24 protein-coding genes are annotated in these 23,517 nt (G+C 59.9%); 5 read left to right on the top strand and 19 right to left on the bottom strand.

The window, feature by feature from the left end:
- Nucleotides 1-3 precede the first annotated feature (3 nt).
- The 4 genes from cyoD to cyoA are packed head-to-tail and all read right to left on the bottom strand — an operon-like array spanning nucleotide 4 to nucleotide 4,164.
- The gene (gene cyoD, locus IFT66_RS20605; RefSeq protein WP_062454400.1) at nucleotides 4-405 is read right to left on the bottom strand and encodes a cytochrome o ubiquinol oxidase subunit IV; all 402 of its coding nucleotides are present in this window, start codon (nucleotides 403-405) and stop codon (nucleotides 4-6) included.
- Nucleotides 402-1,022 (bottom strand): cytochrome o ubiquinol oxidase subunit III, encoded by a 621-nt coding sequence (gene cyoC / locus IFT66_RS20600; RefSeq protein WP_062454402.1) that lies wholly within the window; start codon nucleotides 1,020-1,022, stop codon nucleotides 402-404. The genes cyoD and cyoC overlap by 4 nt, the downstream gene beginning before the upstream one ends.
- Nucleotides 1,023-1,027: 5 nt before the next feature.
- Entirely contained in the window at nucleotides 1,028-3,031 is a 2,004-nt protein-coding gene (gene cyoB / locus IFT66_RS20595) for a cytochrome o ubiquinol oxidase subunit I (protein WP_192078747.1), read from the bottom strand.
- 11 nt (nucleotides 3,032-3,042) lie between these two features.
- Nucleotides 3,043-4,164: a ubiquinol oxidase subunit II gene (gene cyoA / locus IFT66_RS20590; protein WP_244473942.1), complete on the bottom strand. Its 1,122-nt coding sequence runs from the start codon at nucleotides 4,162-4,164 to the stop codon at nucleotides 3,043-3,045.
- A 304-nt stretch (nucleotides 4,165-4,468) separates the two neighbouring features.
- On the opposite strand from cyoA, the gene IFT66_RS20585 reads away from it, so the two are divergent.
- Nucleotides 4,469-5,818, top strand: a complete 1,350-nt coding sequence (locus IFT66_RS20585; protein ID WP_062454408.1) for an MFS transporter — start codon at nucleotides 4,469-4,471, stop codon at nucleotides 5,816-5,818.
- A gap of 84 nt (nucleotides 5,819-5,902) precedes the next feature.
- On the opposite strand, the gene modC is transcribed toward IFT66_RS20585, so the two are convergent.
- The 5 genes from modC to IFT66_RS20560 form a co-directional block, all read right to left on the bottom strand.
- The gene (gene modC, locus IFT66_RS20580; RefSeq protein WP_192078746.1) at nucleotides 5,903-6,973 is read right to left on the bottom strand and encodes a molybdenum ABC transporter ATP-binding protein; all 1,071 of its coding nucleotides are present in this window, start codon (nucleotides 6,971-6,973) and stop codon (nucleotides 5,903-5,905) included.
- Entirely contained in the window at nucleotides 6,970-7,671 is a 702-nt protein-coding gene (modB, locus tag IFT66_RS20575) for a molybdate ABC transporter permease subunit (protein ID WP_174197373.1), read from the bottom strand. Before modB ends, modC begins: the two co-directional genes overlap by 4 nt.
- Nucleotides 7,672-7,719: 48 nt before the next feature.
- Nucleotides 7,720-8,463, bottom strand: a complete 744-nt coding sequence (gene modA / locus IFT66_RS20570) for a molybdate ABC transporter substrate-binding protein (protein WP_184656013.1) — start codon at nucleotides 8,461-8,463, stop codon at nucleotides 7,720-7,722.
- 232 nt (nucleotides 8,464-8,695) lie between these two features.
- Nucleotides 8,696-8,872 carry a hypothetical protein gene (locus IFT66_RS20565; protein ID WP_174197375.1) on the bottom strand — a complete coding sequence of 59 codons (177 nt, stop codon included), beginning with the start codon at nucleotides 8,870-8,872 and terminating at the stop codon, nucleotides 8,696-8,698.
- Nucleotides 8,873-8,939: 67 nt separating this feature from the next.
- Nucleotides 8,940-10,532, bottom strand: a complete 1,593-nt coding sequence (locus IFT66_RS20560) for an isocitrate lyase (RefSeq protein ID WP_062576778.1) — start codon at nucleotides 10,530-10,532, stop codon at nucleotides 8,940-8,942.
- A 117-nt stretch (nucleotides 10,533-10,649) separates the two neighbouring features.
- Between IFT66_RS20560 and IFT66_RS20555 the strand changes: the two genes are divergently transcribed.
- Complete coding sequence (locus IFT66_RS20555; protein WP_192078745.1) at nucleotides 10,650-12,050, top strand: helix-turn-helix domain-containing protein; 1,401 nt, start codon at nucleotides 10,650-10,652, stop codon at nucleotides 12,048-12,050.
- A gap of 213 nt (nucleotides 12,051-12,263) precedes the next feature.
- Here the strand turns inward: IFT66_RS20555 and IFT66_RS20550 are convergent, their stop codons facing one another.
- From IFT66_RS20550 to pcaD, 6 genes are all read right to left on the bottom strand, one after another.
- The gene (locus tag IFT66_RS20550) at nucleotides 12,264-13,439 is read right to left on the bottom strand and encodes an ABC transporter substrate-binding protein (RefSeq protein ID WP_192078744.1); all 1,176 of its coding nucleotides are present in this window, start codon (nucleotides 13,437-13,439) and stop codon (nucleotides 12,264-12,266) included.
- 112 nt (nucleotides 13,440-13,551) lie between these two features.
- A complete protein-coding gene (locus IFT66_RS20545) occupies nucleotides 13,552-14,622 on the bottom strand; it encodes a 3-carboxy-cis,cis-muconate cycloisomerase (protein WP_192078743.1) in 1,071 nt (356 codons plus the stop codon).
- Between the two features lie 41 nt (nucleotides 14,623-14,663).
- Complete coding sequence (pcaG, locus tag IFT66_RS20540; RefSeq protein ID WP_192078742.1) at nucleotides 14,664-15,281, bottom strand: protocatechuate 3,4-dioxygenase subunit alpha; 618 nt, start codon at nucleotides 15,279-15,281, stop codon at nucleotides 14,664-14,666.
- Between the two features lie 2 nt (nucleotides 15,282-15,283).
- On the bottom strand, nucleotides 15,284-16,024 hold the full coding sequence (gene pcaH, locus IFT66_RS20535) for a protocatechuate 3,4-dioxygenase subunit beta (protein WP_192078741.1): 741 nt from the start codon (nucleotides 16,022-16,024) through the stop codon (nucleotides 15,284-15,286).
- A complete protein-coding gene (gene pcaC, locus IFT66_RS20530; protein WP_192078740.1) occupies nucleotides 16,021-16,440 on the bottom strand; it encodes a 4-carboxymuconolactone decarboxylase in 420 nt (139 codons plus the stop codon). The genes pcaH and pcaC overlap by 4 nt, the downstream gene beginning before the upstream one ends.
- Before the next feature lie 5 nt (nucleotides 16,441-16,445).
- Entirely contained in the window at nucleotides 16,446-17,240 is a 795-nt protein-coding gene (pcaD, locus tag IFT66_RS20525; RefSeq protein ID WP_192078739.1) for a 3-oxoadipate enol-lactonase, read from the bottom strand.
- 86 nt (nucleotides 17,241-17,326) lie between these two features.
- Here pcaD and pcaQ point away from each other — a divergent pair, with 86 nt between their 5' ends.
- Nucleotides 17,327-18,271, top strand: a complete 945-nt coding sequence (pcaQ, locus tag IFT66_RS20520; protein ID WP_430249552.1) for a pca operon transcription factor PcaQ — start codon at nucleotides 17,327-17,329, stop codon at nucleotides 18,269-18,271.
- Between the two features lie 53 nt (nucleotides 18,272-18,324).
- Entirely contained in the window at nucleotides 18,325-19,581 is a 1,257-nt protein-coding gene (locus IFT66_RS20515) for a glycerate kinase type-2 family protein (RefSeq protein WP_192078737.1), read from the top strand.
- A 12-nt stretch (nucleotides 19,582-19,593) separates the two neighbouring features.
- Here the strand turns inward: IFT66_RS20515 and IFT66_RS20510 are convergent, their stop codons facing one another.
- The 4 genes from IFT66_RS20510 to IFT66_RS20495 all read right to left on the bottom strand — a co-directional run bounded on the left by IFT66_RS20510 (nucleotide 19,594) and on the right by IFT66_RS20495 (nucleotide 22,735).
- Nucleotides 19,594-20,499 (bottom strand): S1C family serine protease, encoded by a 906-nt coding sequence (locus IFT66_RS20510; protein WP_062454437.1) that lies wholly within the window; start codon nucleotides 20,497-20,499, stop codon nucleotides 19,594-19,596.
- A 198-nt stretch (nucleotides 20,500-20,697) separates the two neighbouring features.
- On the bottom strand, nucleotides 20,698-21,225 hold the full coding sequence (locus tag IFT66_RS20505; protein ID WP_062454438.1) for a DUF992 domain-containing protein: 528 nt from the start codon (nucleotides 21,223-21,225) through the stop codon (nucleotides 20,698-20,700).
- A gap of 192 nt (nucleotides 21,226-21,417) precedes the next feature.
- Nucleotides 21,418-21,831: a TIGR02588 family protein gene (locus IFT66_RS20500; RefSeq protein ID WP_062454440.1), complete on the bottom strand. Its 414-nt coding sequence runs from the start codon at nucleotides 21,829-21,831 to the stop codon at nucleotides 21,418-21,420.
- 10 nt (nucleotides 21,832-21,841) lie between these two features.
- Nucleotides 21,842-22,735: a TIGR02587 family membrane protein gene (locus tag IFT66_RS20495; RefSeq protein ID WP_244473913.1), complete on the bottom strand. Its 894-nt coding sequence runs from the start codon at nucleotides 22,733-22,735 to the stop codon at nucleotides 21,842-21,844.
- 118 nt (nucleotides 22,736-22,853) lie between these two features.
- Here IFT66_RS20495 and IFT66_RS20490 point away from each other — a divergent pair, with 118 nt between their 5' ends.
- A complete protein-coding gene (locus tag IFT66_RS20490) occupies nucleotides 22,854-23,489 on the top strand; it encodes an alpha/beta hydrolase family protein (RefSeq protein WP_062454442.1) in 636 nt (211 codons plus the stop codon).
- Nucleotides 23,490-23,517 lie beyond the last annotated feature (28 nt).

Raw genomic sequence — 23,517 nt, 5'->3', positions numbered from 1 at the left:
GCCTCAAGGCATGTTCTTCATCATCTCCGGCGACATGACCATCATGTTTGCATTGAGATGGTGCATGACCCAGAGCGAGCCGGAGAGAGCGATGACCACGATGACGATCGTGAAGATCAGTGCCATCGCCGTCCAGCCGCCTTCGGACTTGGTGTTCATGTGCAGGAAGTAGATCATGTGCACAACGATCTGGATGACGCCGAAGATCATAACCAGAGCGCCGGTGACAGCCTTGTTGTCGAAGACGTCGCCCATCACAAGCCAGAACGGTATCGCCGTCAGGATCACCGACAGGATGAAGCCGGTCGTATAGCTTTTCAGCGAACCGTGGCTCGCCTCGTGCCCGTGGCTATGGGCGTGATGCGCGGCGTGCGCATCTTCGTGCGCGGGTGCTTTGTCGGTCATCCGAGGACTCCCATGAGGTAAACGACGGAGAAGACGCCGATCCAGATGACGTCGAGGAAGTGCCAGAACATCGACAGGCACATCAGGCGACGGCGGTTTTCCGGGATCAGGCCATGCTTGGAAACCTGCACCATCAGCGTGACCAACCAGATAATACCGAAGGTAACGTGCAGACCGTGGGTTCCGACCAGCGTGAAGAACGCCGACAGGAACGCAGAGCGCTGCGGGCCGGCACCTTCGTGCAGGAGATGGCTGAATTCGTAGAGCTCGATGCCCAGGAAGGCGAGACCGAACACGCCGGTCACGCCCAGCCAGAACAGCGTCTCCGCCTTGGCGCCACGCTCCATCTGAAGCATCGCGAACCCGTAGGTGATCGACGAGAACAGCAGCATCGCGGTGTTGAGCGCGACGAGCGGCAGGTCGAACAGATCCGCCGGCGATGGGCCGGCCGCATAATTGCGGCCGACGACAGCGTAGGTGGCGAACAGGATCGCGAAGATCAGGCAGTCGCTCATCAGGTAGAGCCAGAACCCAAGATTGGTGCTGTTCTCCGGATGATGATCTTCTTCCAGGTAGAATTGCGGGTTTTCCGCCGTCTCTGTTTTAGAAGCACTCATGGTTATCACACCTGCCTAGCGAGCAGTTCGGTCCGCTTGTTCTCTTCCGCGACAACGTCGTCCGCCGGAATGTAGTAGTCGCGGTTGTAGTTGAACGTATGGACGATCGACACAACGATGATGGCGATGAAGGACAGGGCAGCAAGCCACCACATGTACCAGATCAGGCCGAAGGCGAGTGCCACGCTGATGCCGGAGAGGATCGCGCCGGTGCCGGTGTTCTTCGGCATGTGGATCGGCTTGAAACCCTGAAGAGGACGCGCATAACCGCGGTTCTTCATGTCGTACCAGCTGTCGTGATCGTGGACCACCGGAGTGAAGGCGAAGTTGTAGTCCGGTGGCGGCGACGACGTCGACCATTCCAGAGTACGGCCGTGCCATGGGTCGCCCGTTTCGTCCCTCAGTTCATCACGCTTCCAGACGCTGACGCCGATCTGGATGATGAATGAGGCGATACCGATGGCAATCATACCTGCACCGCATGCTGCGATGATGAACCAGATCTGCAGCGACGGATCTTCGAACTGCGATACGCGGCGGGTGACGCCCATCAGGCCAAGAACGTAGAGCGGCATGAAGGCGAAGTAGAAGCCGACGAACCAGAACCAGAACGATACCTTGCCCCAGAATTGGTTCAGCTTGAAGCCGAACGCCTTCGGGAACCAGTAGTTGACGCCTGCGAGAAGGCCGAACAAGACGCCGCCGATGATGACGTTGTGGAAGTGGGCGATCAGGAACAGGGAGTTGTGGAGCACGAAGTCGGCAGGCGGAACAGCCAGCATGACGCCGGTCATACCACCGATGGCGAAGGTCACCATGAAGCCGACCGTCCAGAGCATCGGGACGTCGTAGCGAATACGACCGCGATACATCGTGAACAGCCAGTTGAACATCTTGGCGCCCGTCGGGATCGAGATGATCATCGTGGTGATGCCGAAGAAGGCGTTGACCGAAGCACCCGAACCCATCGTGAAGAAGTGGTGCAGCCACACGAGGTAGGACAGGATCATGATCACGCAGGTCGCATAGACCATCGAGGCATAGCCGAACAGGCGCTTGCCGGAGAAGGTCGCAACGATTTCCGAGAAGATCCCGAAGACCGGAAGGATCAGGATGTAGACTTCCGGGTGACCCCAGATCCAGATCAGGTTCACGTACATCATCGGGTTACCGCCGAGGTCGTTCGTGAAGAAGTTGGTGCCGACGTAACGGTCAAGCGACAGCAGCACGAGGGTTGCGGTCAGGATCGGGAACGAGGCAACGATCAGGATGTTGGTGCAGAGTGCCGTCCAGGTGAAGATCGGCATCTTCATGAAGGACATGCCGGGAGCACGCATCTTCACGATTGTCGCGATCAGGTTGATACCCGACAACGTCGTGCCGACGCCCGCCACCTGCAGACCCCAGATGTAATAATCCACCCCGACGCCCGGGCTGTAGTCAGCGCCCGACAGTGGCGGATAGGCCAGCCAGCCGGTACGTGCGAACTCGCCGATGAACAGCGAGATCATGATGATGACCGCACCGGCCGTCGTCATCCAGAACGAGAAGTTGTTCAGGAACGGGAACGAGACGTCACGCGCGCCGATCTGCAGCGGCACGATATAGTTCATGAAACCGGTAACGAAGGGCATCGCCACGAAGAAGATCATGATTACGCCATGGGCGGTGAAGATCTGGTCGTAGTGGTGAGAGTTGAGGTAACCCTCGTTGCCGTTGAAGGCGATAGCCTGCTGTACGCGCATCATGATGGCGTCGGCAAAGCCGCGGAACAGCATGATGATGGCCAGCACGATGTACATGATGCCGATTTTCTTGTGATCGACACTGCAAACCCAGTCGCGCCAGAATGGCCCCCAGAGCTTGAAGTAGGTCATGAGACCCACCACGCCGATGCCGCCCAGACACACGGCCGCAAACGTCACGATCAGGATCGGTTCGTGAAACGGCAGTGATTCGAAGGACAACCTTCCGAAGATAAACTTCAGGATGTCAGGATTGGAAAACATGGGACAACCCGTTAATTGTTGATCTGCGCAGGCGCCGGATCGGCGTCGCCATTGTTCGTGTCCGGCATCGAGTGGTTGCCGTGACCTTGCTCATTGTGCGGCTGTTCATCGCTCTTGGCAGGTGTGCCAGTCGCGGGGAAAGTCGCGGCGTTTGTACCTTCCGCATCTCCGATACGACGATTGTCATACTGAAGTTTCGCGCGGTTCTCGTGGCTCTCGGTGCCGGCACCACCCATCATGTCGATATGCATCATCTCGTTCATGCACATCTTGCCCGGTTCGGCACACATGTTGAGGATCGCGCTGTAGAGATCCTTGTCGGCCGCCGCAAAATAGCGGATCGGCTCGCGCTCGGACGGCTTCTCAAGCTTCAGATAGGCATCGCGGTTGAGTGCGGTACCCTGCTGCTTGACCTTTGCGATCCAGCCGTCGAAGCCTTCGGCCGTGTAGCCGTGGAACTTGAAGCGCATGTGCGAGAACCCGGCACCGCTGTAGTTTGCCGAAAGTCCCTCGAACTCGCCTTCCTTGTTGATGACGGCGTGCAGTTTGGTCTGCATCCCCGGCATCGCGTAGATCTGGCCGGCGAGCGCCGGAATGTAGAACGAGTTCATCACCGAGCTCGAGGTGATCTCGAACGTGATCGGGCGATCGACCGGTGCGGCCATCTCGTTGACCGTGGCGATGCCGTATTCTGGATAGAAGAACAGCCACTTCCAGTCGAGCGCCACGACCTGAACCGTCAGAGGCCGCGTTTCGGCGGGAACCGGACGTTCCGCATCGAGGCGGTCGAGAGGACGATACGGGTCGAGACGGTGGGTGCTGATCCAGGTGATCGCACCGAGCGCCACAATGATCGCCAGCGGCGCGGCCCAGATAACCACTTCGAGCCGTGTCGAGTGATGCCATTCCGGATCGTATTTTGCTGTGGTGTTCGCATGACGATAGTGCCAGGCGAAGTAGAGCGTGAGAAACACGACCGGCACGATGATCAGCAGCATCAGAACGGTCGAGACGATAATCAGATCTGCCTGCTGCCTGGCGATATCGCCTGATGGCGACATCACGACGAGATTGCAGCCCGAAAGGGTGGCCAAAAGCGGCAGCAAAGCGATTTGGATGAGACGTTTCAACATTGGGAACATTGGTCTGCTCGAAACTTTCGATGTGTCCAGTCGGCCTAACGGAGCAAGCAACTGATCTCCATGAGGTGTTTCGTCGCAGTGCAATAACTTTTTCGCGCTGCAATGCAAGCGGGGTGTGTGGATTGATGATGGTCGTTGCAAAAACATCAACTCCGCCTCAATGTCCATCTGTTGCCATGGGTGCCTCAGAAAACACCAAAATCCGCCCAAAATATGCTTTTTGCGCGACGTCTTGATTGACAGCTGGTACGCCCGACATTCTCATGTGGAAACAGACGTGCAGGAGAACACATTCATGAGCCAACTTGCCAATCCTACATCCACAGAGATGGAACGGGATGCCCGGCAGATCCACGACGACAAGCCGGTCGAACCGAGCAATATTGCTATCGGGGTCGTCATCGGCAGAATGTCGGAATTTTTCGACTTTTTCGTGTACGGCCTCGCCTCGGTCCTGGTTTTCCCTCGAGTGGTCTTTCCGTTTGCCGGAGACCCGGTCACCGCCACGCTTTACTCGTTTGCGATCTTCTCGCTCGCGTTCATCGCGCGTCCTGTTGGCTCGGTGGTCTTCATGTGGGTCGACCGTACCTATGGACGCGGCACGAAGCTGACGATTGCCCTTCTCGTGCTCGGTGGCTCGACGGCCTCGATCGCCTTCCTGCCCGGCTATGAGACGATCGGATACTGGTCGCCGGCTCTGCTGGCGCTGTTCCGTCTGGGCCAGGGTTTTGCGCTGGGTGGAGCCTGGGACGGTCTTGCATCGCTGCTGGCACTGAATGCACCGCCGAACCGCCGCGGCCTTTACGCGATGATCCCGCAGCTCGGCGCGCCATTCGGGTTTGCGCTCGCGAGCGTCCTGTTCGGCTATTTCGTCTTCAATCTCTCCGACGCCGACTTCCTGAGCTGGGGCTGGCGCTATCCGTTCTTCGTCGCGTTTGCCATCAACGTTGTGGCCCTGTTTGCTCGTCTGCGTATTGTTGCATCGAAAGAGTTCGGCGATGCGCTCGAAGCGCACGAATTGCAGGCAAAGCCGGTTCTGGAAGTGCTGCGCGTTCACGGAGGCGACGTCGTTCTCGGCGCCTTTGCCCCGCTTGCAAGCTTCGCGATGTTCCACCTTGTGACGATCTTCCCGCTGAGCTGGGTGACACTTTTTGGTGGCCAGAGCGCCGGGAAATTCCTGTTCGTCCAGGTCATCGGTGCTTTGCTCGGTCTCGTGACGGTCGTGATCTCCGGTCTTCTTGCAGACAGGATCGGTCGTCGTCGCCAGTTGATCATTGGTGCGGTGATCATCGCCATCTTCAGCTTTACGGCGCCGTTCCTGCTGAATGCGGGCGGTACCGGCCAGGATGCATTCATCATCATCGGCTTTGCCATCCTCGGCCTTTCCTTTGGTCAGGCCTCCGGTTCGGTGTCGTCGCGCTTCAGCCAGCCTTACCGTTACACCGGTTCGGCCCTGACTTCCGACCTCGCATGGTTGGTCGGCGCAGGTTTTGCGCCACTGACCGCGCTCGGTCTCGCGAGCCAGTTCGGCATCATCTTCATCGGCGGATACCTGATTTCGGGTGCCATCTGCACGATCGTCGCCCTGATGCTCAGCCGTGCACCTGACAGGTCCGCCGACAGCCCGCAGGGTGTCGCGACCTGATCGAAGGGGTTAAAGCCGATAGACAGACTAAAAGGGTCAGCCAGCGCTGGCCCTTTTTATTTCGGGCACGGCGTACACGGCTAATTACCTTGCCAGGGCGACGGTCTTGATCACCGCATAGACGGGAAGTCCGCCTTGAAGTGCAAGACGCTCAACCGACAGGCCGGTGATCCGGGCAAGCACCACGTCTTCGCCACACCGGATCTTGACGCGCACCATGCCCTCCCCTTCGGCATCCATCTGGGCGATCTGCCCTTCCAGAATGTTGAGGGCGCTCAGCCCTTCGGGCTTCCTGGTGGCGAGCATCACATCTCGCTCCGGCACATGGAGCCTGACGCTCTGTCCTACCTGCGCCCGCGCGTTCGAAACGACGAGAACTTCGGACGAAAGCCGCACAGTCGCCAAGCCATGCGCCGAATCGATCGCTTCGACGGTTCCGGAAAGCACCACGCCGGCTTCGCGGCGCTCTGTGGCCAGCACTTGGCTGCCGGACAGCACGTCCGACGGTGTGCCTGATATCTCCACCCGACCGTCGCTCATCATCACGACGCGGTCCGAGAGCCTCGCCACTTCCGCGACCGAATGGCTGACATAGACGATGGGCATCGCGGTCTCATCGCGCATCCGCTCCAGATAGGGCAGGATTTCGGCCTTTCGCTCGTCGTCGAGCGCTGCGAGTGGTTCGTCCATCAGGAGCAGTCTGGGTGACGACAAAAGCGCTCGGCCGATCGCCACGCGCTGCTTTTCGCCACCGGAAAGGTTGCCCGGCCGGCGGTCGAGGAGCGGACCGATGCCGAGCAGTTCGACGACATGCGAGATATTTTCGACCTGCCCTGACTTGGGCGCGAACCATTTTCCGTAAAGAAGGTTCTGGCGGACGCTTAGATGCGGGAATAGCCGTGCTTCCTGGAAGACATATCCGAAGCGACGCCTGTGCATTGGCACGAAGATGCCACGTTCGGTATCAAGCAAGACATCGCCGTCGATCTCGATCCGTCCGCGCTGCGGTTTGGAGAGGCCGGCAATCGCGCGCACCAGCGATGTCTTACCGGATCCCGAGCGGCCGAACAGCGCCGTCACGCCGCCTGTCGAGGTGAAAGATGCGTCGAGCACGAAGCTCTTGAACGACTGCCGCACGTCCACGATCATCGTCATTCGACCGCCACCTTGCGTCCGACCAGATAGGCCATGAATTCGGACGCGAGCAGCGCCGCAAACGAGATCGCGATCGCCACGATGGTAAGACGCATGGCGCCGACATCACCGCCGGGAACCTGCGTGAACGTGTAGATCGCTGCCGACAGCGTCTGCGTTTCGCCGGGGATATTGGACACGAATGTGATCGTCGCACCGAATTCACCCATGGCCTTTGCGAAGGCGAGAATCATGCCGGCGATAATGCCGGGAAGAATGAGCGGCAGGGTAATGGTGAGGAAGACCCAGAGGGGACTGGCGCCAAGCGTGCCGGCCGCCTCCTCCAGCTTCCGATCCACAGTTTCGATCGACAATCGGATCGAGCGGACCATCAGGGGAAATCCCATCACCCCGCAGGCAAGGGCGGCACCCGTCCAGCGAAAGGAGAGGACGATGCCGAGATAATCCGCGAGGAACGAGCCCACCACGCCACGTCTGCCGAAGACGATGAGCAACAGGAATCCGGTCACAACAGGCGGCAGGATCAGCGGCAAAAGCACGATGCCGTTGAGGATCGATTTGCCCCAGAATTTTCCGCGCGCCAAGACATAGGCGACGAGAATGCCGAGCGGAAGGCTGACAAGGACGGCCACGCTCGAGACCCGAAGGCTCAGGCGCACCGCCGTCCATTCCTCCTCGCTGAGTACCAACCAGTCCAACGCTGCTTCCCTTCAGACATCAGCCCAAGGGGCCCAAGTCAAACTGGCTTACTTCAGAACCGTAAAGCCTTCCTTCTCGAAGAAAGGCGCGGCTTTGGCGGACTTCAGGTAATCGAGATAACCCGCGGCATCCGGCGATTTTGAATCCGAGAGAATCGCAATCGGGTAGATAATCGGCGCGTGGCTGTCCGCAGGGAAGGTTCCAACCACCGCGACACCCGGATCGGCAGCGGCATCGGTTGCATAGACGATGCCGTAAGGCGCTTCGCCGCGCGACACCAGCGCGAGCGCTGCCCTCACACTTTCGGCACCGGCGACGCTTTTTTCGACCGACGACCAGATGCCGAGCTTTTCCAGCGCCGACTTTGCGTATTTGCCCGCAGGAACCGAATTCGGCTCACCCATGGCAAGCTTGCCGCCGTTCAGAAGCCGGGCAAGGTCGAGACCCCTGATGATATCGACCGGTGCGGCATTCTCTTTGGGCGCGACCAGCACGATTTGATTTCCGAGCCAGTTGGACTTTGTGTCTTCCTTCACCAGAGCCTTGCCGGACAGATAGTTCATCCAGTCGAGATCCGCGGAGACGAACACGTCTGCCGGCGCACCGCTTTCGATCTGCTTGGCGAGCGCCGAGCTTGCCGCATAGGAGGCGGTCACCGGCTTGCCATAGGCCTTGTTGGCAGCGTCGAGCGCATTCTTCATGCTGGCTGCAGCAAACACCGTCACCTTCTCATCCGCCGCGGCCGGAGCAGCCAGCACGGCGAGAGACAGGGAGACTACGAGGACGGTCATCAACCCTTGAAAAACATAGGAACGTCGAGTCTTACCATTCATCCAATCGCGCTCCCAGGCATAAGCAAGATATCCATCTCGATATATCGTACGCGGAATTTTTGCCAAGGGATATATTCGGCGAAATATCTCGCCGGGTAAGCCAATCCAGAACGCTCCACAGCAATCGGCCCCAAGCACCAGCATCGAGTGCAGCACCGATGGTCTCTATCACCGGTGCTGCTTTGCGGGTTCAAACAACGCGACCGAGCCGGTGGTACAGGTTCGAGTATTTTACCGCTTCCGGCTGCTCCTTGATTTCCTGCAGATAGTGACTGATCGCGACCCGGATCAGTTCGAAGTCCTGGTTTGAGAAGACGGCTCTCGATCGTTCGGGTTGTGACGTCTTGGTCTCAGTATTTGTCGACATTTCAGCTCCTCCGTTGAAAGTGTACCTCGAAGGAGCATCGCTCCTTCGAGGCGTATGATCCTGCAGCTCAAGCTGCAAACTGGTTCATCGTGTTGTGCTCTCCAGCCGCCTTCAGCGCCGCATCGCCACCGAAGTATTCCTTGTGATCGTCGCCCAGATCCGAACCGGCCATATTCTGGTGCTTCACCGCTGCGATCCCCTGGCGAATCTCCTGGCGCTGAACGCCGGCGACGTAGCCAAGCATTCCCTGATCGCCGAAGTAATCCTTCGCAAGATTGTCGGTCGAAAGCGCCGCCGTGTGGTAGGTCGGCAGGGTGATCAGATGATGGAAGATGCCTGCTCGCTTTGCTGCGTCACGCTGAAATGTCCGGATGCGCTCATCAGCTTCTTTGCCGAGTTCCGTACCGTCGTAGTCGACGCTCATGAGCTTCGCACGGTCATACGCCGAAACGTCCCTGCCCTGCTCGACCCACACGTCAAAGACCTGTTGCCGGAAGTTCAGCGTCCAGTTGAAGGAAGGCGAGTTGTTATAGACGAGCTTCGCGTTCGGAACGACGTCGCGGATGCGGTCGACCATCCCGGCGATCTGCTCGATGTGCGGTTTCTCGGTCTCGATCCAGAGAAGGTCCGCGCCGTTCTGGAGCGCATTGATGCAATCGAGCACGCAACGATCGGCACCCGTGCCGGGTCGGAACTGGTAGAGGTTCGAGCGGAGGCGCTTCGGACGAAGAACCTTGTCGCCACGGGTCAGCAGGACGTCACCGTTCGATCGCTGGCCCGCGCCGACCTCCTCGCAATCCAGAAACGAATTGTACTGGTCGCCGATATCGCCTTCGGAGACCGAAAAGGCGATCTGTTTGGTCAGCCCGGCGCCCAAAGAATCCGTGCGAGCCACGATGACGCCGTCGTCCACTCCCATCTCGAGAAAGGCGTAGCGCAACGCACGGATCTTCGCGACAAAGTCTTCATGAGGGACGGTAACTTTACCATCCTGATGACCACACTGCTTCTCGTCGGAGACCTGGTTTTCGATCTGAAGAGCGCAGGCCCCTGCCTCGATCATTTTCTTGGCGAGCAGGTAGGTCGCTTCGGCATTGCCGAACCCGGCATCAATATCGGCTATGACCGGGACGACGTGCGTTTGGAAATCATCGATCGCGGAGGTGAGCTGCCGTTCCTTGACAGCATCGCCTGCCTCCCGGGCTTTGTCGATTTGCCGGAATATGTCGCCCAGTTCACGAGCATCGGCTTGCCGCAGGAACGTGTAAAGCTCGTTGATCAATGCCGGTACGGTCGTCTTCTCGTGCATCGACTGGTCTGGCAGCGGCCCGAACTCCGAGCGTAACGCGGCGACCATCCAGCCGGAGAGGTAAAGGTAGCGCCGCTCCGTGCTTTTAAAATGCTTTTTGATCGATATGATCTTCTGCTGACCGATGAACCCATGCCAGCACCCGAGCGACTGCGTGTACTTGGACGGGTCGTTATCATACGCGTCCATGTCTCGCCGCATGACCTTGGCGGTGTATTTGGCGATGTCGAGGCCGGTCTTGAACCGGTTCTGAAGCCTCATCCTCGCAACGGCCTCGGGTGTCATTCCAGTCCAGCATTCATTCCCACCAATCAGGTGCTCGGCTTCTTCGAGTAGCTTTTGATACGACATGAGACCCTCCAATGTTTCTGTCCATGGGAGGATAACAGCCGGTAAGGCCATGGCGAGCCACGCTGAAGTCAAGCTGTCAAACTTTACAGAAGTTCTTCGTAATGCTGTAATGCTTGTATGGATAATCGTGTTTACCTTGGGCCGCGCTTGCGAAGACTTCGCCGGGACTTGGGCCTGAAGCAGGTAGAGATGGCGAGCGACCTCGACATCTCGCCATCCTATGTCGCGCTGATGGAACGCAATCAGCGCCCGGTGACAGCTGAAATACTGCTGCGCCTCGCCAAGGCATATAAGATCGATTTTAGCGAATTTACCGCTGACTCAGGCCAGGATCTTGTCGCGCAGTTACGGCTTGCAGCACGAGACGCGATCTTCACTGACATCGATTTGAATGCGGTCGATATCGCGGATATCGCGCACAGCTTTCCCGGGTTTGCTGAAGCGCTGCTGCGACTTTACACGGCATACAAAGAGGAGCAGTTCGCTTTAGCCGACCGGCGCCAACACACGACAAACGACGGACGCCCGTTTGAAGGGGATTCCATCGCCGCCGTCAGAAGCTTTCTAGCCGCCCGAAAGAACTTCTTCCCGATTTTGGACACGCTGTCGGAAAAGCTGGCGGGCCGGGTAAGCCAGGGCGGCGGTTTGCCAGCCTTCCTCCAAAACGAGCACGGGTTTAAAGTCCGAAGGCTTCCCACAGAGGTGATGTCAGGATCCCTCCGGCGACTTGACTGGCATCGCAAAGAACTGCTGCTCAACGAAGCTCTGGATCATTCAAGCCAGAACTTCCAGATGGCGCAGCAGCTCGCCTACCTTGAGTTTGAGAACGAGATTGCAAGCACCGTTGCCGAAGGCAATTTCGAATCGCAGAATTCGGAGCGGCTTGCTCATCGAGCCATCGCTGCCTATTGCGCGGGGGCAATCCTCATGCCGTATGCTGCCTTTGCCAAAGCCGTGGAGGCTCGCCGATACGATATAGACTCATTAGCCCGTTTCTTCGGGACGAGCTTCGAGCAGACTGCACACCGGCTCACGACGCTCCAGAAGCCCGGACACGAGAGAGTTCCCTTCTTCTTCATAAAGGTCGACGTTGCCGGAAACGTCTCCAAGAGACTGAACAGCGGCGCCTTTCCCTTTGCACGACACGGCGGCGGCTGTCCGTTGTGGACGGTCCATCAGGTGTTTACCTCTCCAAGGCGGGTCGTGACACAATGGATGGAGCTGCCTGATGGCCAAAGGTTCTTCTCGATAGCTCGAACCGTGCACTCGGGCGGTGGCAGCCACGGCCTTCCGAGCGTCGACCGCGCGATCGCGATCGTCTGTGAGGCTCGATATGCAGACCGGCTTGTCTACGCCTCAGAGCACCCTCAGACACATAAGCCGACGCCTATCGGCATTGCGTGCCAGCTCTGTCAGCGCACAGAATGCACTTCTCGTGCCGAACCGCCGATTGGACGGCAGGTACTTCCGGACAACTATCGGAGGACGGAGGCTCCGTTTGGGTTCTCCGACGCGTAGCCCGACTTAGGACGCGTACGATGCGCTCTACATGAGTAAGAAGGGTAATGGCGCTTTGCAAACTAACGGATGCTGCGAACGTGTCGGCGAGCCGGGCATCCTAACTCGAAGGCTTTCCAACCCTGCTGAACACGGGTTCAGCAGGGCCGTTTTGACAATTGGGTTGGTCTTGCAAACCCATTGACAGGCCGGAGCAGCTCTCAGCCGGAACGCCTACTTCTTGGCGAAGGCCAGACCCGGATCGCCCTGTTTCTCGAAGGTCTGGATTTCCTTGTTGAAGTATTTGCCGTCTGCGCCTTTCTCGACGCTGCGCAGATAGATGTTCTGGGTGATGTGCCGGCTGGCCGGATCGATCGTCACAGGGCCGCGCGGACTGGTCCATGCCAGACCTTTGACGGCCTCGACTGCCTTGGCCGCATCCTGTTTGCCGCTCGTCGCCTCGATCATTTTTGCGATGACATGCATGCCATCGAAAGCGCCAACGGCCGGGAAGGAAAGTTCGGCGGGGTTGCCGATCGCCTTCTGCGCCGCTTCGACGAAAGCCTTGTTTTCCGCCGAGTCATGCGACACCGCATAGTGGAAACTGGTGGTGAGGCCGAGACCCGCCTCACCGAGAGCAGGCAGATCGGATTCCTGCGTCAGATCGCCCGTTGCGAAGAACTTGATCCCCGCAGCCTTGAGACCGGTGTCGTTATAGGCCTTCACGAAGGCAAGCGTCGGCGGGCCGGATGGCAGGAAGGTGAACAGCGCCTGCGCGCCGGAATCCTTGATCCGCTGCATCAGCGGTGCGAAATCCGTTGTCGAAAGCGGCATCCGGATGGATTCGACAACCTGCCCGCCCTCTTTCTCGAACGCGGTTTTGAAAGCCGTCTCGGCATCGGCGCCTGGGCCGTAATCGCTGACCAGCGTGATCGTCTTGGTAACGCCGCCGTCCTTGGCGACCTTGGCGAGCGGCGTGGCCGTTTGCCAGGTGGTAAAAGAGGTGCGGACCACATAAGGGCTTGCATTCACGATTGCGGACGTGGCGGCGTTCATGACAACCATCGGCACATTGCCCTGCTGCAGCATGGGGGCCGCCGCCATCGCGTCTGGCGTGAAATAATATCCGGCGAGATACTGGACCTTCTCGCGAACGATCAGCTCCTGCGACATCGCTTTGGACTTGGCGGGATCGGCGGTCGGCACGTCGCGATAGACCACCTCGATCTCGTTATCGCCAACCTTCTTGCCGTTCAGGGCAAAGAAGGCATCGATACCGGCTTTGAAGTTTTTTCCCTGCAGCGCGAAAGGGCCCGAGAAGGGACCGACGACGCCGACCTTGATGGTCTCGGCATAGCTCGCTCCCGACATCAAGGTCAGTGCGAAAACAGTTGAAATCAGCGTCTTCATTAGGCTCTCCCGTGCCATGTGTCGCATCGCCTCCCGATGTAACGTTGCGAGAAGATTGCATGCGGTGCTGCAATGTAAAACCGAAATCGGCGTGTCAGCCGATTGCTATTCGTCAAATATCGCGCGGGGCATCGCGGCCGAGCGCGGTGATGTTGAAAGCGAGCTCGCCGGCCAGCCGCAGGCCCGCACCCGCCGCCATTACGATATGCGGCAGGACCAGCCATTCCAGCGTCCAGGCAGCGCCCGAGCGTTCCTGCTCGTGGACCATGGCGAGTTGCATGCCGGAAAGCTGAACCGCTGTGTAGCGCGAAAGAGCGACAAGCGCTTCGGCCGCCACCGGGTTCTGCTTGTGCGCCATGGCCGATGAGGCACCACCGCCCGACAAGGTTATCTCGCCCCCCATTTGCGCGAGAAGGGCGATATCCTGTCCGAATTTTCCGAGACTTCCGGAAATGGTGGCAAGGATGCCGGCGAACTCGGCAAGCCTGCCCCGCTGGCTCTGCCATTGCGGAGCATCGGCAAGACCAAGCTCGGCGGCCATGATGGCGCGGACTTGAGCCGCGTGGTCCCCCAATTTTTCCAGCGTGCCGACGGCACCGCCAAACTGCAGCGCAAAGCCATCCTCGGCAAAGGCGGCAAGCAGATGTTTCTGGCGGATAAGCGGATGGCGCCAGGCATCCACGCGGTCCGATACCTTGATCGGCAAAGCCGCCTGCATGCGCGTATGCCCCATCATCGCGCGGGAACCGTGCGCCCGGTCAACTTCACCGAACCGCTCGGCCAGATCCTGCAGTCGCCCCGACAGAAGCGCGGCGACCGATTTCAGGCGCAGCATAAGTGCGGTATCGATCACGTCCTGGCTGGTCGCGCCGAAATGGATATGCGGGGCCGCCTCAACCCCGATCGCACCGCGCAGCTGTCGGACCAACTCCGGCACGACGACACCGTCCCTGGCTGTCGCCTGCTTCAACTTGGCGATGTCGGGCGAAAACGACGCGCATGCCGCAGCGATCGCCTGCGCGGATGCATCCGGTATCAGACCGCTTTTTGCCTGCGCGGTGGCGAGAGCCGCTTCGAACGCAAGCATCGCCGCGACCTCGGCCTCTGGAGACAGAAGACTTGCTACCTCCTCATCGCCGAGCAGACCGGACAGGAAGGGATGTTCGAATACGGAAACGGTCATGCCGGAATTGTCACCTTGCTGGTCTTTCTCGAAATTGGCCGTCAGATATCGAAGAATATCGTTTCCTTGTCACCTTGGAGGTGGATATCGAAGCGAACCGTATCGCCGTCGCGCTGACCGATCAGGGTCGGCACCCGTACGCGATGCTCGATGCGGGCAAGGACCGGATCCTCCGCATTGGCGGTTTCCTCGTCGGAGAAATACATCCGTGTCTGCAGGCCAAGATTGATGCCACGCGCCACGATCCAGAACGTGACATGCGGCGCCATCAGCCGGCCGTCCCGGAACGGCACGCGCCCGGGCTTGATCGTTTCGAAAGCGAACTCGCCGGTTGCCATATCGCCGGGACAACGGCCCCACCCCAGGAAATTGGGATCGGCTGCACCGCGCGTTTCCGACGGGCTGTTGTAGATCCCGTTCGCGTCGGCCTGCCAGATCTCGATCAGGGCGTCCTTCAGAGGCGCACCGGCACCGTCATAGACGAACCCCCTGATGGTGATTCGTTCGCCCTTGGTCTTGTCGCTGGCCATTGGCCCGGACCCGAGATCCTGGTCGTAGATGCCTTCAAGCCCTGCGAAATTCGGCGTGCAACCGATATGCACGTAGGGTCCGGCCGTCTGGGATGGCGTTTCCTTGAGGTAGTTCAGCGGCTGCGCCATGATCAATTGCCTTCCAGACGATTTTCGAAAAGGGTCGAGCGGCGCCCGCGCAGGATGATATCAAACTTGTAGGCCCGCAGATCGTGCGGGATCGAGGCATTCATGTCGAGCGGTGCGATCAGGCTTTCGATCGCGTGCCTGTCCGGGATCGTCTTGACGATCGGGCAGAGCCAGATCATCGGATCACCCTCGAAATACATCTGCGTGATCAGGCGCTGGGCAAAACCGTTCCCGAATACCGAGAAATGGATATGCGCCGGACGCCAGTCGTTGACGCCGTTCGGCCAGGGATAGGGACCGGGCTTTATCGTGCGGAAACAGTAATAGCCCTCTACATCCGCAATCGCCCGGCCGAAACCGCCGAAATTGGGATCGAGCGGTGCAAGATAGCTTTCCTTCTTGTGGCGATAGCGTCCACCCGCATTGGCCTGCCAGAATTCGACGAGAGCCCCCGCAACGCCCCTGCCCCGTTCATCGAGCACACGGCCATAGACCATGATGCGCTCGCCGATCGCGGATTCACCGGGCTTGGCGTAGTTGACGATCAGGTCGTTATCGAATTCGCCGAGAATGTTGTGACCGAACACCGGCCCGGTGATTTCGCTGCGCGTGCCTTCGAGCGAGATCAACGCCCGCTGCGGCGAGCGCAACACCGAGGTCTTGTAGCCTGGTGTGTATGCCGGAGGGTGCCGGTCCCTGTCGCGTGCGAAAAAGGGTGTCGTTTCTGGTGGTGCGTTGCTCATTTCTGCTCCTCCGCAGCAGGCTTTGCCGCATCGATTTCGGCATAGGTGGCCTTGGCGATCTTGAAAGCGTGGTTGGCGGCGGGCACGCCTGCGTAGATCGCCACATGCATCAGCGCCTCGCAGATATCGTCTCGCGTCGCTCCCGTATTGGCCGTGGCACGGATATGCATCGCCACCTCTTCATCATGGCCGAGTGCGGCCAGAAGCGCGATCGTCACCATCGACCGTTCCCGCTTCGACCATTGGTCCCGCGACCAGACCGAGCCCCAGGCGCCTTCGGTGATCAACTGCTGGAACGGCTGGTCGAACGGCGTCACGTTGGCAAGAGCGCGGTCCACATGCGCCTCGCCGAGAACCGAGCGGCGCGTCGCCAGTCCCTGCTTGTAGCGTTCCGAGGGGATGGAAGCTTCTGCCATGTCGTTCAGGACTCCAGTTCTTCGAGAAAGCCGCGGACCAAGGCCGCGTAGGCGCCGGGCGCTTCGATACAGGGTATATGCGCCGTGCCTTCGATGACTTCGTAACGTGCACCGGGAATGAGATCCGCAAGCGACCGCACCAGTTCCGGTGGGGTTGATCCATCCTGATCACCCGCGATGCACAGCGTCGGCACCGAGATCCGGGCTGCCTGCTCCGTGAAATCCGCCTTGCTGATCGCAGCACATGTGCCGCTGTAGCCGAGTGCGGGTTGGCGCACCAGCATGTTGCAATAGGCCTTGTAGACGGCATTTCCGGGCTCGCGGAACGACGCTGTAAACCACCGCTGCATGACAGGTTCGAGAATGCTGGCGATGCCGTTTTGCTCGACGGCGCCGATACGGTCAGCCCACATCTGCGGTGTCCCGATCTTGTGCGCCGTGTTGGAAAGGATCAGCGCGCGAACGAGATCCGGCCGCGACACGTAGAGGCTCTGGGCAATCAATCCACCCACGGAAAGGCCGCAGACGATGACATCGGACAGGCCGAGATGATCGAGCAGGGCTGCAAGTTCGCCGGAGAGATCCTCTATGGAATAAGGGGGATTTCCGAGATCCGACAATCCGTGACCACGCTTGTCATAGGTGAGAACCGTATAGTCACCCGCCAGCTTAGGGATGACGTGATGCCAGATGCGGCTATCCGTGCCGAGCGAGTTGACGAGCACCACGACCGGCCGGCCATCTCCCGCCCAGTCGATGTCATAGTGAACTGTGACGCCGCCAAGATCGACAAACTGCATGAACCAAATCCTCCCGGGCATAGTGTTCGCACTGGCATGCGGTTAAGTAAAATGATAATTTCTGCCGATTGCTTAACCCATGGGTTATGAATTTGGACAATCTCAAGATCAAGTTCCGCCACCTGCAGACCTTTGTCGAGGTCGCCCGGCAGAAGAGTGTCGTGCAGGCCTCCAAGGTGCTGAATGTCAGCCAGCCGGCGGTGACGAAGACCATTCGCGAGATGGAGGAGGCGCTTGGCGTGACGGTGTTCGAGCGCGAAGGCCGCGGTCTGCGCTTGACGCGATCAGGGGAAGTGTTTCTGCGCCACGCCGGAACCACGCTCGCCTCCTTGAAGAGGGGCATGGATGCCGTCTCCACCACCCGCTTTGGTGACACAATGCCGCTGCGGATCGGCGCGCTCCCGACGGTCGCCAGCAACATCATGCCGCTGGCAATGACGCTTTTCCTTGCCGAGAATGCAGGCGGCCAGGTCAAGATCGTGACGGGCGAGAATGCCGTCCTGATGGAACAGCTACGCCTCGGCGATCTCGATCTGGTGGTGGGACGGCTTGCGGCGCCCGAGAAAATGGCGGGGTTGAGCTTCGAGCATCTCTATTCGGAACAGGTCGTGTTTGCGGTCCGCACCGGGCATCCACTGCTCGAGGCGAAACAGTCGCTGTTTGAAACGCTGGGTCATTTCCCGATCCTGATGCCGACGCGCGGATCGATCATTCGGCCGGTCGTCGAACAGTTTCTGATCACCCACGGCATTACCGATCTCCCGGTCCAGATCGAGACGGTTTCCGATACGTTCGGTCGCGCCTTCGTCCAGACCAGCGACGCCATCTGGATCATCTCCCACGGCGTTGTGGCGGCCGATATCGCCCACGGCCTGCTGGCAACGCTGCCCATCGACACGGCGGAGACGAAGGGTCCGGTGGGGCTGACCCTCAAGGCCGAGGCCGGCGTCCCTGCGCCGCTCGATATTCTGATGCAGACGATCCGCCAGGCGGCGCGCGACATTGCAGGGGCGGCAGGCAAACGCGATTGACGACCGCAGGTCATCGTGATCGAACGGGCTAAAGAGGCATGAGGGAGCGGAGAATGCAGGATCGGGCGTTGTTGGAGGCGATGTTTCGTGCGGCGGTAAAGGCCGCCGATCCTCTGACCGGCATCAGCCGGCACCTGCCAGCGAAGCCGCAAGACGGCCGTACCGTCGTTGTCGGTGCCGGCAAGGGCGCGGCCCAGATGGCCGCTGCGCTCGAAACGATATGGCCCGGCGAACTCTTGGGCGTCGTCGTCACCCGTTACGGCTACGGTTGCGAAACACGGTTTATCGAGGTTCTGGAAGCGTCTCACCCGGTGCCCGATGCGGCCGGTCTCGCCGCTGCCGTCAGGATCATGGAGGCGGTCTCCAGCCTGACGGAACGGGATCTGGTGATTGCACTGGTCTGCGGCGGCGGCTCTGCCCTTCTGCCGGCGCCACCGGAGGGACTGACGTTCGATGACGAGATCGCGCTCAACGAGACCCTGCTGGCATCGGGCGCGCCGATTTCAGCGATGAACGTTGTCCGCAAGCATCTTTCGACCATCAAAGGTGGCCGGCTTGCAGCAGCAACCCGGGCCAGGGTCGTCAGCCTGATCGTCTCCGACATTCCCGGCGACAATCCAGCCTTTGTCGCGTCCGGCCCGACAATCCCTGACGAGAGCACGCGGCACGATGCGCTGGCCATCGTCGAAAACTACGGACTCAATCTCACGCGGGCCATGATGGCGCATCTGACGTCGCCCGCAGCCGATGCTCCCGATCCTTCAGACCCGGTTTTCGCCCGGAACGAGCATCACGTCATCGCCTCGGCCGGCGTTTCGCTGCAGGCCGCCGCCGAGATAGCGCTGGCACATGGCCTGACGCCGCATATCCTGTCAGATTCCATCGAAGGTGAAGCGCGCGATGTGGCGCTCGTTCATGCAGCGATTGCGCGGGAAATTGCAAAGCACGACCGGCCGTTCGCCAAGCCTGCCGTGCTTCTCTCAGGTGGCGAAACGACTGTGACGCTGCGCTCCGACGGCGGACGTGGCGGACGCAACGGCGAATTCGCACTGGCCCTTGCGCTCGCTATCGACGGCCTCGAGATCACTGCGCTCGCAGCCGATACGGATGGGATCGACGGCTCCGAAAACAACGCCGGCGCCTTTTGCGACGGCAGCACGACAAGGCGACTGATCGCGGCCGGACAGGATGGACGCGCGCTTCAGTCACGCAACGACAGCTATACCGGCTTCGAAGCGACCGGTGACCTGTTCGTCACCGGCCCGACGGGCACGAATGTCAACGATTTCAGGGCGATCCTGATCCGGTAATCCGGCTGTCGTTCACTGCAGCTGCGGTTTCAGAAGGAAGTCGTTGCGGTCCGCCGATTTCACGCGAAGCCAGGCTTCGCGGCCGTCACGGAGAACACGCATGGGAATTTCGGCACCGGGCGGTCCGCTTTCCCAAACCTTGCGGTAGAAGTCAGCCAACCCGTCGACCTCACCGTCGCGGATTTCCGAGATGACGTCGCCACGCTTGAGCCCTGCCTTTGCGGCCGGGCCATTTTCGGTGACGCTCATGACAACGACGTCGCCATTCGTTTCTGCCGAGAACGCGCCGAGCCAAGGGCGCGGCTGGCGCTTGAATTCGCCGCTGTTGAGCAGGTCATCCAAGATTGGAGCCAGTAGGTTGATCGGGACCACCATATTGATATCGGCGATCTCTCCGCCCTTGCTCATCTGCAGTCGTAGGGAGCCGACACCGATCAACCGGCCTTCGGCATCGACCATCGCGGCGCCTCCCCAGGAGGGATGCGCTGGCGTGATGAATATCGCCTCGTCGAGCAGGTACTCCCAGTATCCGGCGAACTCCTGCTTGGCGACGATATTGCCGCGCACATACTGGCCCTCCCCGTCCGCAAAAACGATCGGATCTCCGACAGCAGCATTGTCGGAATCGCCGATCTCGAGCGCCGGCAGTTCCAAGGGCGCCAAGGCCTGGACGAGACCGAAGCCGCTTTCCTGATCGTAGGCGAGTGCATGGCCCGGGACCTTGCGGCCATCACGGCTCGTGATCCACACGTCATCGGCCTCGGTAATCAGATAGCCGATCGTCAGGATAAGACCGTTTTCCCGGATGACCACACCGCTGCCTTCGCGCCGGACGCCGAGAGCATCGGCCGTGAACGCGTTATCGGGAATGGAGGCGCGTACCGCGACGACGGACGCCAAGATTTTCTCTATATCCATGATGCCGATCCTTATCTTGTCGCGGTAGGGGCGCGGCCGCCTAGCCGAATTGATTGATCGCAAACTGCACGCTGTTTCCAAGCGACAGGGTCAAAATATGATTTTGCGCGGACCGGTTCAAGAGGTTGCTACCAGACATGGAAAGGCCGCCGGAGTTACCCGGCGGCCTTCCAAATGACTTGACGTCTGGCCCATAGATCAGTTGGCTGGGGTCAGCGTAACCGAAGTACCTGTCGCAGCAACGTTCAGGCCGAGCTGACCGGTGATGCTGACGGTCTGGAGATGGATCGAACCGGATGTGCCGCCGACGAGAATGTTGGCGCCGATGCCGGCACCGACAGTCGCTTCAGCCGTTGCGCCCTGGTAGAGGCCGCCGAGCGAACCGTGGTGATAGCCAGCGGTCGGTGCGAAGACTGCCCAGATCAAGCGGCTGCGCGTGGTGAAGCCGAGATCGACACCCATCTTGCGAATGACGCCGGTGTACTGATCGATCGGCTCGCTGCCCATCGTGGACGAGAAGGTGCATTCGGCTTCCTTGGCGGAACCGATGACGTAACCGACGCCACCGCCGACCTGGCAATCGAGATAGCCGATACGGACGCCGCCGCGCTGGTCAGCTTCCTGGTATGGTGCATCCCTGCGCGAAATCACGTCAGCAGAAAAGGCGGTCGTTGCGGTGAGAACGATCGGCAGGGCGGCAACAGCCGCGGCGAAAGTCTTATTCATCCCTGTACTCCATTTAATTCTTCTTTTACCGCGACCTCACCTCTTGGTCGGTCGCAGGCAGCGAACATAAACGCACATGACTCCGAATCGATCCCGTCATCGCTACACGAAATGTCACGCCGGATTCCAGAACGTGAGTGGATTGCATTGGCGGCGCCCGTCGAAAAGCCATGATCGGCTGGCGGCGCCCGTTCAGGGATCGGTGAAGCTGATCGTCCGCAACCGGATCTGGTCCTGACGCGGCTCACGGGCGAAAAGGATGGCTCCCGAGGCTTTCGATTGCGCGGGAACGTAATCGAAGGTGACATCCGCCTGTTCGACGGCCGCATCACCATCCATGACCTCGCCGCGCACGACGACCGCTGCCGCCGTTCGGTTAGCGCTGTTGGAAACATCGAACCGGATGCGGTAGCCGCCCTCGACGGGCATGCGTTCGGTGATCTCGATACGGAACGCGGGCGGGACTTTCTCCTCACTTACGGCGCGCCAGCCAACCCAGCCAAGGACGCCCGCAACAATCAGCGTCGAAACGATCGCAGTGACCCATTCGATCCAGTGTGCCTCACCCTTTTCTGTGACCTTGCCGATATCGCTCGTGTCTTTCATCAGGGCCTCGCTAAAGGATCAGTCGGGCCGCGGCAGCGCCGATCGCCCCCGGGAATGAGAGGACGATGACCGAGATCAGCACCGGCGTTGCCGCCATGCCGTCCAGCCGGCCGAAGATCCACAGCACATAGAGGCTGACCAGCATCGCGACCATATAACCGGGAAGCGTGTAGCGGAAGAAGATAGGCCAGCGTGAGCTGTCTTCCGGCATTCTGTGCCCGCCGCGAAAAGACACCGCGTAGACGAAACAGTGCATGATGGCGATCGACACCAGGATTGTTACCACCCCGTGCCAGTTCATCATCTTGTAGGAAATCAGGACGACTTCTTCCGTCGGCGCGACATTGAGGTTGAGAAACAGTGCACCGATCGCCATCAGAAACAGCTCGCGCACGTAGTTCGTCGAAAGACTGTCGGGAACGGCATCTGATGACTGGGACGTCTCGTCGTCCTCGTCGTCAGCGTTATCCTCTCCACCCAGCTGGGAGCGCCCGAGCATGGCGCCGATGCTTGCCGGAACCGCCTGGATGGCGATCTTGCCGATGATCGTTGCCATGGGCATATCGGCCTTCAGCACGCCGAGCATCACAAGTGCCGCACCACTCATGACGATCCCGAGCGCGAAGGCCGTCAACGCGTCGCGCACGGCCTGCCAGAAGGTAGAGGTCCGCTCAAACCCGATGAGATGCGCAAGCACGATCAGGAGCGGGATGTTGACGAGGAGCAGGATCAGGAGCCGGGATTGCTCGATATAGAAACCCAGTTCCCACAGCTCCATCGTCATCAGCATGGGGATGCCGAACAGCATCGCGCCCGCGGCACCCCGGCCAAGGCCCACGAGAAAGCGCCGCAATTCGCCGTCGGCTTGCGTCTTGCTGTTTTCGATACTGGCAGTTCCGCCCAAACCGGTCGCTTTCGCTTACACGCCTGAATGGCATAGATAGGAACATGGCCCCGATTGGCTAGCTATCCCTCTGCCGATAAAAGGACTTATCCTCAGTTTGCGGAAGGGCTTCTTAACGATGGCGACACAATTTCTGATCGATGGACGACAAGACGCGCCGGTGACCATCCTTCTTGCGCATGGCGCAGGCGCCCCGATGGACTCAAGCGCGATGAAAGCGGTCACTGAGGCTCTCGCTGACGAAGGGTTTCGCGTGGCGCGGTTCGAGTTCGCATACATGGCGGCGCGGCGTGAAAGCGGCAGCAACCGGCCGCCACCGAAAGCCGAACGATTGCAGGAGGAATACCTAAAGGCAATCACCGACCTTGATGTGAAATCCCTTTTGGTGATCGGCGGAAAATCCATGGGCGGACGCGTCGCCAGCATGGTTGCTGACCAGGAGTTTGCCGATGGCAGGATTGCCGGTCTCCTCTGCCTGGGTTATCCGTTCCACCCGCCGGCCAAACCGGACAAGCTCCGCACCGCACATCTGAGCGACCTTAAGACGCCGACGCTGATCTGCCAGGGAACCCGCGACCCGCTCGGCAGCGAAGAGGAGGTCAAAGGCTACGATCTTTCGGACGCGATCGAACTCCTGTGGCTTCCCGATGGCGATCACGATCTGAAGCCGCGAAAAACCGTTTCAGGCTATTCCGCCGACGATCACCTGAAGACGGTTGCGGCCCACGTCAAAAGCTGGTCCGCGCGGCTTTGATGCTCACTACCCCGTCTTTAGTCTTAGT

Source organism: Rhizobium sp. CFBP 13726, from assembly GCF_014841925.1.
Lineage (GTDB): Bacteria > Pseudomonadota > Alphaproteobacteria > Rhizobiales > Rhizobiaceae > Neorhizobium > Neorhizobium soli.
Note: the sequence above shows the minus strand (reverse complement) of the source record. Positions and strands in the feature narration are given on the sequence as shown.